This is a genomic window from Micromonospora sp. NPDC023737 (assembly GCF_040639715.1).
Taxonomy (GTDB): Bacteria; Actinomycetota; Actinomycetes; order Mycobacteriales; family Micromonosporaceae; genus Micromonospora.
In genome coordinates this window covers 269432-283742 of the sequence record NZ_JBFAAL010000003.1, presented here as the reverse complement: position 1 = coordinate 283742, position 14311 = coordinate 269432, and the positions used below count along the sequence as shown (strand labels likewise).

The following is a 14311-nucleotide window of genomic DNA, read 5'->3' as shown; positions in this document are numbered from 1 at the left end:
GGGGCGAGGGCCCCTCCGCTCAAGCGAACGGGTTGAGCTGCACTCCCGCGTCGATCAGCGCGGCCCGCACCATCTCCGCCGAGGCGACCGCGCCGGGGCTGTCGCCGTGCAGGCAGATCGATTCGACCGGGCACGGCACGACGCTGCCGTCCACTGCCACCACGGTCCGTTCGGTGGCCATCCGGACGGCCCGCTCGGCGACCTGCTCGGGGTCGGTGACCAGCGCGCCCGGCGCGTTGCGGGGTACCAGCGTGCCGTTGGGCAGGTAACCGCGGTCGGCGAAGCCCTCGGCGACGACTCGCAGTCCGGCGCCGACGGCCAGTTGGGCGAGCACCGACCCGGGCTGGCAGAGCAGCGGCAGCCGGTGGTCGTATTCGTTGACCGCCGCGACCAGGGCCGCCGCCTCCTTCTCGTCGGACGTCGCCGCGTGGTAGAGCGCCCCGTGCGGTTTCAGGTAGCGCACCCGGACCCTGAACAGCCGGCAGAACGCGTCCAGCGCGCCGAGCTGGTAGATGACCTCGTCGCGCAGCTCCGCGAAGTCGTACGCGATGTGCCGCCGACCGAACCCGGCCAGGTCCCGGTAGCCGACCTGCGCGCCCACCGCGACTCCGCGTCGCGCCGCCTGTTCGCAGACCCGGCGCATGGTGGGCGGGTCGCCGCCGTGGAATCCGCAGGCGACGTTCGCCGAGGTGACCAGGCTCAGCAGTGCGTCGTCGTCGCCGAGCTGCCAGATGCCGAATCCCTCGCCGAGGTCAGCGTTGAGGTCCATGGAATCTGACGGTAGTGCCTGGGCGGGCCTGCGCGAGCGGGGTCACGTCGGCCACCACTCCGATGACCGGATACCCGCCGGTGGTCGGATGGTCGGCCAGGAAGATCAACGGTTGGCCGTCCGCCGGCACCTGGACGGCGCCGAGCACGATCCCTTCGCTGGGCAGTTCGCCGGCGACCGCGCGGGGCAGCGCCGCGCCGGCCAGTCGCACGCCGACCCGGTTGATCACCGGGCTCACCGTGTACGCCGTGCCGAAGAGCTGGTCCAGCGCCGCCGGGGTGAACCAGTCGTCGCGCGGGCCGAGCCGTACGGCGAGCCGCAGTTCGTCGCGGGGCGGCGGACCGACGGTCAGGTCGACAGGTGCGGGCGGCCCGACCGGCGTGCCGAGGGGGATCCGGTCACCGTCGCGCAGCGGGGCCGGTCCGAGCCCGGACAGGGTGTCGGTGGCCCGGCTGCCCAGTACGGGTGGCACGTCGACGCCGCCGGAGACGGCCAGCCAGTTGCGTACGCCGTTGCGGGTCGCGCCGATCCGTAGCACCGTCCCGGCCGGTACGGACAGGGGTCGGCCGGTGTCGCCCGGGCGGGACCCGACGCGGATGTCCGCCTCGGCGCCGGTGACCGCGACGGTGGCCGCCCGGGTGAGCCGCAGCGCGCAGCCGGTCACGGTGATCTCCAACCCGGCCGTGCCCTCGGGGTTGCCGACCAGCCGGTTCGCGAGCCGGAGCGCCGCCGGGTCGAGGGCACCGGAGCGCGGCACGCCGAGGTGCGCGTGGCCGGGTCGACCGAGGTCCTGCACGGTGGTGAGCGCCCCGGCCCGGAGCACGACTAGTTCGCTGGTCATGCCGGTACCAGCCGGACGCGGGTGCCGGGGCCGAGCCGGGACGGCGGGTCGGCGGTGACGTCGAAGAGCACCAGCCCGGTCCGCCCGACCAGCAGCCATCCGCCCGGGGACGGAGCCGGGTAGATCCCGGCGTACGGGCCGGCCAGGGCGACCGAGCCGGCCGGGACGCGGGGACGTGGAGTGGGCAGCCGGGGCAGCGCGAGTGCGTCGGGGAGTCCGGTGAGGTAGGGGAAGCCGGGTGCGAAGCCGCAGAAGGCCACCCGGAACTCGGTGCGGGTCAGCCGGTCCACCACATCGGCCACGTTGGTGTCCCAGTGCCGCGCGACGACTGGCAGGTCCTCCCCGTCGTAGGTGACGGGGACCTCGACCGGGTCGGCGGTGCTGCCGGCGGTGGCCGGCCGTGGCGTCCAGCCGGTGATCAGGCGGCCGGTCGCCTCCGGATCGGGCACCCCGTCGAGCAGCACGGTGGTCGCCGCCGGGACGATCTCGACGACGGTCAGCTCGCCCAGGTCGCGCCGGTGGGCCAGCTCCGCCCGCCACGCCTCCACCCGGGCGGCCACCTCGGCCCGGGTGGACTCGCGGTCGGGCGCGAGGTCGAGCAGCAGGGCGTGCGCCCCGACGGGTCGGATCCGCATGCCGCCATCTTGGCCCAACCGGGCTGGATACGGGAACCTGCATCCGTCGATGCGTTGGGGTGACGAGGCGCACTACCTACAAGTAACCTACGGTGTCGTAACCTGTTCGCGTGACCACCTCCGCACCGCTCCGGCTCAAGCCGGTCGACATCGGCAAGCCCCGGATGCGCGGCTGGCTGCACACGTACGCGTTCTTCGTGGCCGTGGTCTGCGGGATCGTGCTCTGCGCGATCGCCGCCACCCGCCCCGGCTGGGCACCGGTGATCAGCTGCGCCATCTACAGCCTGACCGTTTGCGGGCTCTTCGGCACCAGCGCGCTCTACCACCGTCGGGTGTGGTCGGAGCGCGGTTACCAGGTCATGCGCCGGATGGACCACTCGATGATCTTCGTGTTCATCGCCGGCACGTACACGCCGTTCTGCGTACTGCTGCTGGAGGCACGCCCGGCGACGGTGATGCTCTCGCTGGTTTGGGGCGGCGCGCTCGCGGGCGTGGCGCTCAAGCTGATCTGGCCGCACGCACCGCGCTGGGTCTCCGCTCCGCTCTACCTGGCGCTCGGCTGGGTGGCGGTGGCGATGCTCCCGCAGATCCTGCACGAGGGCGGGGTGACCGCGTTGGTGCTGCTGCTCGCCGGCGGGGCCGTCTACAGCGTCGGAGCCGTCTTCTACGCGCTGCGCCGGCCGAACCCCTGGCCCACCGTCTTCGGGCATCACGAGTTCTTCCACGCCTGCACACTGCTCGCCGCGATCTGTCACCACGTCGCGATCTACTTCGCTCTCTTCGCCTGAACACAGATCGAGGGCCTCGCGGTGTCGCGGGGCCCTCGACGATCAGTGGGCACGGGTCAGACGGGGTGACCCGGCCGGCGTACCTCGCGGTACTCCTCGACGACCCGGGCGTCCTGGGCCGGCACCACCCGGTCGGTGACCACGCGGTCCGTGCGGGCCGGGGCGGTCGTGACCACCGTGCGCCGGCGGTTGTTCCAGAAGTAGAGGGTGACGAGCAGGCCGGCGACGCCGGCGAGCATCAGCACCCACCCGACGACGGCGAGGTCGAGCCAACCGAGGTCGGCCTCCACGGCGAACGCGAAGATCGCACCCAGCGCGATCAGGAAAATGCTGCCACCAATGCCCATCGGTCGCCTCCTCGGCTGTCAGCTGGCGATAACTCCCGCCGCGGCCATCGGTGAGGTTGCGGCATCCATCGACTTACCCCGGCACCGTGATCGCCAATCGGGCAAGCTGGGGGCATGACGGACGCGTACGCCGGAGCCCGGACACTGGTGCTGCTGCGCCACTCGAAGGCCGAGCAGTCCGAGGAGGGGCCGGACGCGGATCGCCCGCTCAGCACTCGGGGGCGGGCCGACGCCGAGTCCGCCGGCGCCTGGTTGGCCAAGCACGGCCTGCTGCCGGACGTGGTGCTCTGCTCGACCGCCCGGCGCACCCGGGAGACCTGGCACGGTGTGGCGATGGGGATGACCGGCTCGCCGCCGGAGGGCGGTTCCGCCGGTCCCCGCCCGGATGTCCGGTACGAGGCCGACGCGTACGAGGCGCACCCTGATGACCTGTTGGCGCTGGTCCGCCGGGTCGACCCGACCGCCCGGACGGTGTTGCTGATCGCCCACAATCCGGGCATCTCGCTGCTTTCCGCGCTGCTCGACGGAGGGCGGACTCCGGAGGAGCTACGGACGACGGAGCTCGCGGTGCACCGGAGCTCTGGCCCCTGGGCGGAGCTCGACCGTGGCAGGACCCAGCTCACCGACCGGTACACCGCACGAAGCTGAGCCACCCGCCAGTGGACGGGTGGCTCAGCGCTACGCGGCTCAGGAGGGCGGCGCGGTGGGCGGGGGCGGGTCGGGAGGCGGCGGCATCATCGCGGTGGGATGGGACAGCCGGTTCTCCTCGACGATGAGAGTTCGTGCCCGCTTGCGCCGATCCTGCCAGTACCAGAGCGTGGTGAGCAGGACGGCCAGACCGGCCAGGATGAACACCCAGCCGACCGCGCGCAGGTCGACCCACCAGACGTTGGCTCTGATGGCGAAGGTCAGGATCGCGCCGACCGCGATCAGGAAGATGCCGCTACCAATGCCCATGTCCGCTGGACTCCCCCGTGCGATGGGTTCGGGCGTGTTCCGACGTGGTCTCGCTGGGGTTACCCGCCACGACGGTCGGCTACCCGGCGGGGGTTGCCGAATGCGTGTCCTAACCCGGCGGCACGGCCCCGTTCGCCGGTGCGATCCAGCCGTTTGTGCGGAGCACCGGAACGCCGACGGCCGACGGGTTGCTTCCCGTCGGCCGTCGTGCCGGTCATCACCGCGGAAGGTGCGGCCGTCCGTTCCGTGTCATGGGCGGCCCGGTCAGAACGCCTCTTCCGGCAGGTCCATGATGTCCAGGTCGGTGCCCTCGATGATCCGTCGGTCGGCGCCGATGCGGGGCAGCACCTCCCGCGCGAAGAACCGGGCGGCGGCGACCTTGCCGGTGTAGAACGCCTGGTCGGCGGCGGTGAGCTCACCGTTCAGCGCACGCAGCGCCACCTCGGCCTGCTTCTGCAACAGCCAGCCGACGACCAGGTCACCGATCGCCAGCAGGAACCGCCGGCTGCTCAACCCGACCTTGTAGAGGGCCCGGGCGTCGCCGCCCTGCGCGGCGCCAAGCCAGCCGGTCATCACGCCGAGCATCGTCTGAACCTCGGCGAGCGCCTTGCCGAGCACCTGGCGCTCCTCCTTGAGCTGGCCGTTGCCGCCCTCGGAGGTGATGAAGTCCTGGATCTCGCCGGCGACCGTCGCCAGGGCCTTGCCGTTGTCCCGGACGATCTTCCGGAACACCAGGTCGAGGCTCTGGATCGCCGTGGTGCCCTCGTACAGAGTGTCGATCTTGGAGTCGCGGACGTACTGCTCCAGCGGGTAGTCCTGGAGGAAGCCGGAGCCGCCGAAGGTCTGGAGGGCCTCGTGCCCGAGCAGCTCGTACGCCCGCTCCGAGCCGACGCCCTTGACCAGCGGCAGGAGCAGGTCGTTGACCCGCTTGGCGAGCCTGGTGGCCTTCTCGTCACCGGCCGCCTCGGCGATGGCCACCCTGTCCTGCCAGCAGGCGGTGTACAGGACGAGCGCCCGCAAGCCCTCCACGTACGACTTCTGCAGCAGCAGCGAACGCCGGACGTCGGGGTGGTTGGTGATGGTGACCCGCGGCGCGGTCTTGTCGGCCTGCTGGACGAGGTCGGCGCCCTGGACCCGGTTCTTGGCGTACTCGAGGGCGTTCAGGTAGCCGGTGGAGAGGGCGGCGATCGCCTTGGTGCCGACCATCATCCGGGCGTACTCGATGATCATGAACATCTGCCGGATGCCCTCGTGCTTGTCGCCCATCAGCCAGCCCTTGGCCGGTACGCCGTGCTCGCCGAAGGTCAGCTCGCAGGTGTTGGAGACCTTCAGCCCCATCTTGTGCTCGACGTTGGTGGCGAAGACGCCGTTGCGCTCGCCCAGCTCACCGGTCTCCTCGTCGAAGTGGTACTTCGGCACGACGAAGAGCGAGAGACCCTTGGTGCCCGGGCCACCGACCCCCTCTACACCGACCGGGCGGGCCAGTACGTAGTGGACGATGTTGTCGGTCAGGTCGTGCTCGCCCGAGGTGATGAAACGCTTGACGCCCTCGATGTGCCACGAGCCGTCCGGCTGCGGGACGGCCCGGGTGCGGCCGGCGCCGACGTCCGAGCCGGCGTCCGGCTCGGTGAGGACCATGGTGGAGCCCCACTGCTTCTCGACGAAGAGCTTGGCCCACTTCTTCTGCCGTTCGGTCCCCTCGACGTGCAGCACGTGTGCGAAGGACGGGCCGGACGCGTACATCCAGACCGGAGCGTTGGAGCCGAGCACCAGCTCGGCGAGGGCCCACCAGAGGGCCCGCGGAGCGTTGGTGCCGCCGAGCTCGGGCGGCAGGTCCAGCCGCCAGAACTCCGACTCCATGAAGGCCCGGTACGACTTCTTGAACGACTCCGGCAGCGGCGCGGTGTGCGTGGCCGGGTCGAAGACCGGCGGGTTGCGGTCGCTGTCCGTGTAGCTGGCGGCCAGGTCCTCCCGGGCGAGGCGGTCGACCTCGGCGAGGATGCTGCGCGCGGTGTCGGTGTCGAGCTCGGAGTACGGCTCCTGGCCGAACGCCCGGTCCGCCCCGAAGACCTCGAACAGGTTGAACTCGAGGTCCCGCAGGTTGCTCTTGTAGTGGGTCATGCTCACTGGCCCCGCTTCCGGACAGGTGTTACCGATCAGTAACTCCGACTCTATTACCGGCAAGTAGACAGCGACAAGCCGATCACCGAAGTGACGGCGATTACACAATCACGGTGGGCGTACCGGGCGTAGCAGCGGGCGGACGAGGTGTGACTCTCGCCGCCGATCTCGGCACCAACCCTGGCCTCCACGCCGGTGCGGTGTCACCGAGCGCAACACAGCCTCCGGTCCGGCCACCCTCATCCGGACGCTTTGCTCTGCACCCATCTACGCACCGCTAACCGATAGTCGCTGTTCGAATCGATCCGCGCGGCGGCTGCCAGAAAGAAGGAGCAGGTCAGAGCCGTGGCGCGTATTCGGGTGCAGAGCAAAGCGAGCGAAGCGGAGGTGGCCGTCCGGCGCTCGCGACTACGATGCGTGTTCGCTGATCAATGGTCACGCTATGCAACCGCAGCGCCGGCGTGACGAAGACACGCGTCGCCGAGCGGCGTCAGCTCTCGGGAGCGCCGACCTCCCAGCTCGGCACGGCCGCCGTCGCTCCGGTGCGCGCACCCGTGTACTCCATCAGGACCAGGGCGATGTCGTCGTCCAGGCGGCCGTGCACCCACTCGACCAGGGCCGTCTCCAGAGACGCGAGCCCGTCGGCGACGGTGCCGTGGCCCAGTAGCCGCCAGGCCCGGTCCGCGGTCGGGAAGAACTCGCCGTCGCGGCGCGCCTCACCGAGCCCGTCGGTGAAGAGCAGCAGCCGGTCGCCCGGCTCCAGCCGCTCGACCCGCGGCCGCACCGCGGGCATGAACCCGAGCGGGGGCGCCGGTGCCGGTGGTTCGAGCGGGATCACCGCGCCCCGCCGCAGCAGCAGCGGCGGCGGATGTCCACAGTTGACGATGGTGAGCGTCCCACCCCGCTCCTCGACGAGCGCGGCGGTGACGAAATCCTCGTCACCGACGCTGCGGGCGACCGCGCGGTCCAGATCGGCGACGACGGCACGCAGGTCGGCCCGCTCGAACGCCACGTGCCGGTACGACCCCAGCACGATGCTCGCCAGCCGTACGGCGTCCAGCCCCTTGCCGCGCACATCACCGATGATCATGCGTACGCCGTACGGGGTGTCGAGCGCCTCGTACAGGTCGCCGCCGATCTCCGCCGTCGCGGTCGACGAGATGTAGCGTCCGGCGACCGACAGCGTGCCGACCTGCGGGCCGAGCGGACGCAACACCGCCTGCTGGGCCACCGCCGCGAGCTTGGACAACTCGGCGATCCGCTCGGCCTGCCGTTGTCGAACCGAGGCCACCGCCACCGCGATCCCGGTGGCGAGCGCGATGCCGACCACGCTCATCCCGTTGATCAGGGAGACGGACTTTTCGCAGGAGGCGTCAGTGGTGTTCATGGCAGTGGCCGCGAAGGTGGCGCCGATGGCGGTGGCGGCGACGCCGACGCCCAGCACCACCCGCCAGGACGCCAGCGCGGCGGCCAGGAAGGGCGCCGCCGCCATCAGCGCGATGTAGTGCGCCGCGCGGCCGTCCGCCAGCTCCACCGCGGAGACGATCGCGAGCAGGGCGACGGCCGCGCCGAGACCGGCGCGGGATCCGGGGCTCAGCGGGCTTCGGCCCGACTGGAAGGGATGTGTACGTACGAAGGACAGCATGCCTGATCGACGTGAACGGGTGAATGAACCTGGCCCGTCGTCCGAGCAGGTTCTGTCCGGCCGGATCGTGACGTCGGCCGGATCGCCGTCGGACATCCGCTCAGCCGAGCACCTCGTACCGGACGGTCATCGCGCCGACGTCGAGGGAGGCGATGTCGGCGAAGGCGGCCCGGGACAGGTCGAGGCAGCGCCCGTCGATGAAGGGGCCGCGGTCGTTGATCCGTACCACGACCGACTTCCCGTTCGCCGGGTTGGTCACTCGGACCTTCGTACCGAACGGCAGCGTCTTGTGCGCCGCGGTCAGCGCGTCGGGGTTGAACGACTCCCCGCTCGCGGTCAGCTGGCCATCGGAGTAGAAGGAGGCACCGCAGGAGCCGCTGTCGACCACCTTCGGCGCGGGCGTGGTCTTCTTCGCCGTCGGCTTCGGGGCGGCCGTACGCGCCTTGCCCCGGGAGGCTGCCTGCGGGGAGCGGGTCAGTGCCGGGCTGGCGGTGGCGGTGGCGCTCGGCGTCACGCTGGGACTCGGCGACGCGGCGGGCGAGCTGGGCGCCAGGCTGGTGGGCACGGTGCTGGGGGTCAGCTCGATGGCGACCGGCCGGGAGTCCGTACCCGAGGTCAGGTGCACGGCGCCGACGGCGCCCCCGACCGCGAGCGCGACGCCGAGCGCCGCCGTCGCCGCGATACCGGCCGGCGAGAAGATCCTGCGGGTACGGGAGTGCCTAGCAGCCACCAGCCCGGTCCTTTCGTCCGCTGAACAAGCCGGGTCGGACCGTAACGAGAGAGGCACTTCCGAAGTCAACGTGATCACGGTGGTATGCCCGTATTTGCAGGCATACGTGTACCCGATCATCCGACCCGTGATCCACCGGGCGGCCTGCCTCGCCCGGAACCGCGATCGGATCCGGCCCTACCACCGCCCCGGCCCACCGCCCGCCCCGGCAGCTGCCGGAAGATGGGCAGATGCCCGCTGCACTGAGCCAACGTCTTGTCGAACTGTTCCAGTGGCTCGACCCCGGGCCCGGCTCGACCCACCTGGTCAGCGACATCTCCGGCTGGTGGCGGGACCCGGACGTACTGGCCGCGCTCGGGCCGGCCCTCGTGGCGCCGTTCCGCGCCGCCCGGCCCACCGTGGTGCTCGCCCCCGCGGTCACCGGCCTGCTGGTCGGCCCGCTGGCCGCCACCGCGCTCGGCGTCGGCTTCGTACCGGCACACAAGCCCGGCGACGGACGGCTGCCGCCCGGCCCGTTGACCTGGGCGCAGAGCCCGCCGGACTTCCGGGGCCGTCAGGTCGACCTGGCCGTACGGGAGCGACACCTCGGCCCCGGCGACCGGGTGCTGGTGGTGGACGACTGGGTGGCGACCGGCGCGCAGGTACGCGCCCTCTACGACATCTGCCGGACGCGTGGGGCCGAACCCCTCGGCACCGCCGCCGTAGCCGTCGACTGCACCCCGGAGACCGCCGCCGAGCTGCGGGTACGCGGGCTGGTCTCGGGCGCCGACCTGAACGACTGACCTCGGTCGAGCCGGTCGCGCGTCCCTCGGCGCACACCGACGTCGCCGGCTACTTCCCCCACATGACCTGAACGAACTCCTCGACGGCGGTGCAGACCCGGCCCAGCGCCTCGGCCGAGCGGACCAGCGGCCCCGGCAACAACAGCGAATGGTCCGCCTCCGGGATCTCCACCAGGTGTGGGCTGAGCCGGCGGGCCGCCGCGCTGTCCCACGTCCGGTCCGCGGCACCCCCGATCAGCAGGAACGGGGCTTCCGCGCGCTGCAACGCGTCGACCACCTCGGGCAGGTGCAGCAGCGGGGTGAGCCAGACCGCCGGCAGCGCCCGGTCGGCGGCGAGCGGCGCGGCGAGGCTACCGACCGACTTGCCCACCAACAGGTCGGTCGACTCGGTCAGGGTCGGACGGACGCGCTCCGCCACCCACGGGCCGTGCTGCTCGGCGGCGAGTCCGGCCGGGAACTCCCAACCGATCTCGTGGAGGGCGAACCCGGCCCGGCGCAGCGACTCCCCGACGTACGCGAACAACGGCGCCCGGGTGTCGTACCCCATGCCGGGGATGAACACCGCACGTCGCTTCGCCATGGTCGCCTCCCGTGGTCGACTGCCGCTCCCGTCACCGTACGCCCGACCACAGCCGCCCGGGGCCAACGAGCGAGCCGCGCAGCAATCGCCCCGACCCGGGCCGGGAAAAGCAGCGGCGCCCGGTCCCGCGCTCGCCTAGCCTCGGCAGGATGTGGCCTCGGATCGGCGAACTGCGCACCCTCGCCCTCGGCACTCCCGGTGAGCTGCGGAGCACGCTGAACGGCCTGGTGCTCGCCGGGGTGAAGACGGCGACCGCCGGCCTGCTCACCGAGTACGCCGAGGAGCGCGAGGACCTGGAGCACGTCGGCGAACGGCTGGTACTGGTCGACGACGACAACCACCTGGTCGGGGTCGTGGAGGTCACCGCCGTCGAGGTGGTCCGCTTCGCCGACGTCAGCTGGGACTTCGCCCGCTCGGAGGGTGAAGGTGACCCGTCGATCGAGGACTGGCGCTCGGGCCACGCAGCGTACTGGGCGCGACTCGGCACCCCGGTCACGGACGACACCGACGTGGTCTGCCTACGCTTCCGCCTCCTCCCGACCGACGACGGTGTCATCGGCACCTGACGGGCCGGTCGACCCGGAGCGGCTCAGGCTCGGCGCAGCTCCGGCAGCAGCCGGGTGGCGACGTCCACCAGGGTCTCCTCGTCGCCCGCGTACCAGCTGCTGGCCCGCGGCCAGTGCGTCACCACGTCGGTGAAACCCAGCTCGGCGGCACGCCCGACCTGATCGGCGAAGAACTGTGCGCTGCTCAGCGAGAAGACCGGGGCCGCGTCCAGCGAGAGGTAGCGGTCCATGGTGGCCGGATCACGACCGGCCTCGTCCAACGTCCGTTCCAGCCGCTTCGACAGCTCCGCGACCCCGGCCCACCAGCTCTCCAGATCGTCACCACCGTCACCCGTGGTGACCCAGCCCTGGCCGAAGCGCGTCACCAGCCGCATCGAGCGGGGCCCGTTCGCGGCCACCACGAACGGCACGCGGGGCGTCTGCACGCAGCCGGGGTTGTTCCGGGCGTCGACGGCGGCGAACCACTCACCGCGCCAGGTCGTGCCGTCCTCCCGTAGCACCAGGTCGAGCAGCTCGACGAACTCGGCGAACCGGTCCACCCGCTGCCGCGGGGGAAGGGTCTCTCCACCCAGTACGGCGGAGTCGAAGCCGATACCGCCGGCACCGACGCCGAGCAGCGTACGGCCACCGGAGATGTCGTCCAGCGCGGTGATCTGCCGAGCGAAGGCGGCCGGATGGCGGAAGTTGGGCGAGGCGACCAGGGTGCCGAGCTTGATCCGCGACGTCACGGTGGCCGCCGCGGTGAGCGTGGTCATCGAGTCGAACCAGGGTCCGTCGACCAGGTCACGCCAGCCCAGATGGTCGTACGTCCACGCGTGGTCGAAGTTCCACTCGTCCGCCTGCCGCCAGCGCCGCTGCGACTCCGCCCAGCGTTGGTCAGGAAGGATCACGATGCCAATACGCATGATCGCAGCCTAGTCCGGCGGCCGGCGGTTACCTTGACCATACGTTGATCATCGATATAACGTCCGGCATGCGCGCACGCCTGGGTAGGCCGGAGAGTCGTACCGTCGTCGTCTGGGCGGCGCTCACGGCCGTCATCTGCGGGCTCTTCAGTGCCGCGCTCGCCACCTGGGCCGCCTGGCACACCGCGCGGCCGCTGCCGGATGCCACCGAGACCACGGCGATCGTCGCCGAGGTGCTCCCCGGATACGAGATCAACGAGGTCGATCCGGGGCCGGCGCTCTTCACCTTCTACAGTCAGCCGCTGCGTCCCGGGAACCTCAAGGCCGTGCTGTTCCCCGACGGCGGCGAGTACCAGCAGGGCACGACCGTGGCGACCGTCAAGGCGGTGCCTCCGGCTGCACAGCAGGAGACGCTCGCGCTCGCGCAACGCCGGCTCCGCGAGACCGGCTGGCGTACGTTCCCGCCACACGTCGTACCCGAGGTGACCTGCCGGGCCGGCGGCGGCTGCACGCCGACCGGTGGGCCGAGCAACGTCAGCCTCGTCGCACGTCGTGACGACACCGCCCTCGACATCCATTGGCTCGCGAACCCGTCGATCGACGGCACGCACCTCACTGTGGCCGTGTACCGGGCCACCCCGCCCGCCGTGCTGCCCGCGGGCATCGGCGGTGGCCTCGTCGGCGCCCTCCTCGGCGGGCTGGTCTTCGCCTGGGCGAGCCGGCGGACGCGGCCTCCGCACCCCGCCGGCAACGGCGTGACCGTCCTGTACGCGATCACCATGCTGTTCTGGTGGGCGCCCGTGCTGCTCACCGCGCCACAGCTGCTCGGACACCACCGCGACGAGCCACACCCGGTGTGGCACCCGCTCTGGGAGTGGCTCGGCCAGCCCGCGCTCTCCCTCTTCTTCGTGGTCGGGGCGGGCTGCGCGCTCTTCGCGCTGGCGCTCGCCACTGTGCCCCGCCGCGACGCCGATCCGCTCGCCACCGCCGCCCCGGAGTTCGCGCAATAAACCGGTGACACGGGTCGAACCGGCCGCTAGGTTGGCGCGGTGCCCGAGCTTCGCCAACTGACCGCCGGCCACGCGGACGCGCTGCTCGACTTCGAGCGGGCAAACCGGGAGTTCTTCGCCCGCTCGGTGCCTGACCGGGGCGACGACTACTTCACCAGGTTCGCCACCCGCCAGGCTGAGCTGCTCGCCGAGCAGGCCGCCGGGCTGTGCCACTTCCACGTCCTGGTCGACGCCGACGGGTCGGTGCTGGGTCGGTTCAACCTGGTCGACATCTCCGCAGACGGCAGCGCGGATCTGGGCTTCCGGGTCGCGGAGCGGGTGACCGGTCGCGGCGTGGCCACTGACGGCGTCCGCCGGGTCTGCGCGCTGGCCAGGGATGAGTACGGGCTGCGCCGGTTGTACGCGTCGGCCGCGCTCGACAACGCTGGCTCACTCGGGGTGTTGCGGCGTACCGGCTTCACACCCGTCGGTGCGGTCGTGCTGAGCGGCCGCCCCGGGCGCAGGCACGTCCTCGACCTGGCGGTCTGACCGAACGGCCTCCCCGCTCGGCCTCCGACGTGTCGCTTCCTGACCGCGCCGTCGCTTGTGCTTCGACCTGCTCGTGAACGGACCACCGGCGGTTGTTCGAGCAGGCCGAGGCAGCCTGCGCCCGGGCAACCAGCGCCGCCACGGAATGCTGGACAACGTCGTCAGCACCCCTAGGAGCAGGGCCACGAAACCGGCCGCACCCAGCCCGCCCTGTAGGCGGCCTCGGTGCCCGCTGAGCTGGTCGAAGTCGGTGACGAAATCGGTCGGGTCCGAACGGTTGACCCAGACCCCCACCTTTTCGCCGTACGACCGGCACACCTCGACGCAGGGGACCTCCTGCTCGTACGTCCGGCCATCGAAGTCGTAGCGGAAGTACATGGTGGTCTTGCCGCGGCCCTTCGTGACCCGGTCGAAGATGATCGCCTGCGCCGGCTCGCCGCCCGCCCGCAGTTCGACCGCCCAGTCGTCCAGCGCGCTCTGGGTGTGGATCGGCAGCCAGAGCAAGAGGCCGCCGGCCACCATCAGCAGAACACGGCCGACGATCCGCCAGGGCGGGGTATCGAGCCGGGTGAGCGCAGCATGCACGCGATCACGGTGCCATCCCGACGCAATCGTTCACCTGCTCCCGGCGGATTCGGCCGGCCGCCCTCCACTCGTCGTCACCCGCGGTCACAGGCGGCTCACCCTGACCCCGCCGATGATGCCGTAGGCGCGAACGCGGACGACGGGGGCCGACGGCGAGGGCGTACCCGCTTCGACCCTGCGCCCGCCGAACAGGTGGAAGCCCTCGATCTCGACGTGGGTGTCGGCGGGCACCCGGAGCTTCACCCCGCCGATGAGCGACACCTTCGTCAACGTCGTCTCGGGAGCCAGCTCGGCGCCGGTGAGGTCGATGTCGGCGCCGCCGATCGACGTGACGACCGCGGTGTCGTCGGCCCTGCCGCCAACACGCTGCTCGTGACCGCCGAGGAGGGAGATCTGCCAGTTGATCCGCTTCGAGGGATCCGTGTTCGCCATGTCCTCGATGCTCTGGACCCACACGTCCGAGGGTAGGTGTCGTTAGTCGTGAAGGGACCCACGACGGTTGTCATGACGATCCGCACCGAA

The 14311-nt window shown here is 71.5% G+C and carries 18 protein-coding genes; 6 read left to right on the top strand and 12 right to left on the bottom strand.

Annotated elements, in window-relative coordinates; all coding sequences use genetic code 11:
• Positions 1–19: 19 nt before the first annotated feature.
• The 3 genes from AB0F98_RS10140 to AB0F98_RS10130 are packed head-to-tail and all read right to left on the bottom strand — an operon-like array spanning position 20 to position 2245.
• Positions 20–769, bottom strand: coding sequence for a 5-oxoprolinase subunit PxpA (locus AB0F98_RS10140; RefSeq protein WP_357731700.1), 750 nt, complete (start codon positions 767–769; stop codon positions 20–22).
• A complete protein-coding gene (locus AB0F98_RS10135) occupies positions 753–1610 on the bottom strand; it encodes a biotin-dependent carboxyltransferase family protein (RefSeq protein WP_357731696.1) in 858 nt (285 codons plus the stop codon). Before AB0F98_RS10135 ends, AB0F98_RS10140 begins: the two co-directional genes overlap by 17 nt.
• On the bottom strand, positions 1607–2245 hold the full coding sequence (locus AB0F98_RS10130; RefSeq protein ID WP_357731693.1) for an allophanate hydrolase subunit 1: 639 nt from the start codon (positions 2243–2245) through the stop codon (positions 1607–1609). The genes AB0F98_RS10135 and AB0F98_RS10130 overlap by 4 nt, the downstream gene beginning before the upstream one ends.
• A 110-nt stretch (positions 2246–2355) precedes the next feature.
• Here AB0F98_RS10130 and AB0F98_RS10125 point away from each other — a divergent pair, with 110 nt between their 5' ends.
• Positions 2356–3033: a hemolysin III family protein gene (locus AB0F98_RS10125; RefSeq protein WP_357731690.1), complete on the top strand. Its 678-nt coding sequence runs from the start codon at positions 2356–2358 to the stop codon at positions 3031–3033.
• Positions 3034–3089: 56 nt separating this feature from the next.
• Here AB0F98_RS10125 and AB0F98_RS10120 read toward each other — a convergent pair whose 3' ends face one another.
• The gene (locus AB0F98_RS10120) at positions 3090–3380 is read right to left on the bottom strand and encodes a DUF6458 family protein (RefSeq protein WP_357731687.1); all 291 of its coding nucleotides are present in this window, start codon (positions 3378–3380) and stop codon (positions 3090–3092) included.
• A 114-nt stretch (positions 3381–3494) separates the two neighbouring features.
• Here AB0F98_RS10120 and AB0F98_RS10115 point away from each other — a divergent pair, with 114 nt between their 5' ends.
• Entirely contained in the window at positions 3495–4028 is a 534-nt protein-coding gene (locus AB0F98_RS10115) for a histidine phosphatase family protein (protein WP_357731684.1), read from the top strand.
• A gap of 39 nt (positions 4029–4067) precedes the next feature.
• On the opposite strand, the gene AB0F98_RS10110 is transcribed toward AB0F98_RS10115, so the two are convergent.
• The 4 genes from AB0F98_RS10110 to AB0F98_RS10095 form a co-directional block, all read right to left on the bottom strand.
• Positions 4068–4337, bottom strand: coding sequence for a DUF6458 family protein (locus tag AB0F98_RS10110; RefSeq protein WP_076468661.1), 270 nt, complete (start codon positions 4335–4337; stop codon positions 4068–4070).
• A 264-nt stretch (positions 4338–4601) separates the two neighbouring features.
• Positions 4602–6458: an acyl-CoA dehydrogenase gene (locus tag AB0F98_RS10105; RefSeq protein ID WP_357732451.1), complete on the bottom strand. Its 1857-nt coding sequence runs from the start codon at positions 6456–6458 to the stop codon at positions 4602–4604.
• A gap of 490 nt (positions 6459–6948) precedes the next feature.
• Positions 6949–8103: a PP2C family protein-serine/threonine phosphatase gene (locus tag AB0F98_RS10100; RefSeq protein ID WP_357731680.1), complete on the bottom strand. Its 1155-nt coding sequence runs from the start codon at positions 8101–8103 to the stop codon at positions 6949–6951.
• Positions 8104–8203: 100 nt separating this feature from the next.
• Positions 8204–8833, bottom strand: coding sequence for a septal ring lytic transglycosylase RlpA family protein (locus AB0F98_RS10095; RefSeq protein WP_357731677.1), 630 nt, complete (start codon positions 8831–8833; stop codon positions 8204–8206).
• 230 nt (positions 8834–9063) lie between these two features.
• On the opposite strand from AB0F98_RS10095, the gene AB0F98_RS10090 reads away from it, so the two are divergent.
• Complete coding sequence (locus tag AB0F98_RS10090) at positions 9064–9615, top strand: phosphoribosyltransferase (protein ID WP_357731674.1); 552 nt, start codon at positions 9064–9066, stop codon at positions 9613–9615.
• A gap of 49 nt (positions 9616–9664) precedes the next feature.
• Here AB0F98_RS10090 and AB0F98_RS10085 read toward each other — a convergent pair whose 3' ends face one another.
• Entirely contained in the window at positions 9665–10195 is a 531-nt protein-coding gene (locus AB0F98_RS10085; protein ID WP_357731671.1) for an alpha/beta hydrolase, read from the bottom strand.
• A gap of 149 nt (positions 10196–10344) precedes the next feature.
• On the opposite strand from AB0F98_RS10085, the gene AB0F98_RS10080 reads away from it, so the two are divergent.
• Complete coding sequence (locus AB0F98_RS10080; RefSeq protein ID WP_357731667.1) at positions 10345–10761, top strand: ASCH domain-containing protein; 417 nt, start codon at positions 10345–10347, stop codon at positions 10759–10761.
• Between the two features lie 23 nt (positions 10762–10784).
• On the opposite strand, the gene AB0F98_RS10075 is transcribed toward AB0F98_RS10080, so the two are convergent.
• Positions 10785–11666 carry an LLM class flavin-dependent oxidoreductase gene (locus AB0F98_RS10075; RefSeq protein WP_357731663.1) on the bottom strand — a complete coding sequence of 294 codons (882 nt, stop codon included), beginning with the start codon at positions 11664–11666 and terminating at the stop codon, positions 10785–10787.
• A gap of 68 nt (positions 11667–11734) precedes the next feature.
• On the opposite strand from AB0F98_RS10075, the gene AB0F98_RS10070 reads away from it, so the two are divergent.
• Entirely contained in the window at positions 11735–12676 is a 942-nt protein-coding gene (locus AB0F98_RS10070; protein WP_357731660.1) for a hypothetical protein, read from the top strand.
• A gap of 39 nt (positions 12677–12715) precedes the next feature.
• Entirely contained in the window at positions 12716–13204 is a 489-nt protein-coding gene (locus AB0F98_RS10065; protein ID WP_357731656.1) for a GNAT family N-acetyltransferase, read from the top strand.
• Here the strand turns inward: AB0F98_RS10065 and AB0F98_RS10060 are convergent.
• Positions 13106–13789 (bottom strand): hypothetical protein, encoded by a 684-nt coding sequence (locus AB0F98_RS10060; RefSeq protein ID WP_357731652.1) that lies wholly within the window; start codon positions 13787–13789, stop codon positions 13106–13108. The genes AB0F98_RS10065 and AB0F98_RS10060 overlap by 99 nt on opposite strands.
• An 84-nt stretch (positions 13790–13873) precedes the next feature.
• Positions 13874–14221, bottom strand: coding sequence for a LiaF domain-containing protein (locus tag AB0F98_RS10055; protein WP_357731649.1), 348 nt, complete (start codon positions 14219–14221; stop codon positions 13874–13876).
• Positions 14222–14311: the final 90 nt, after the last annotated feature.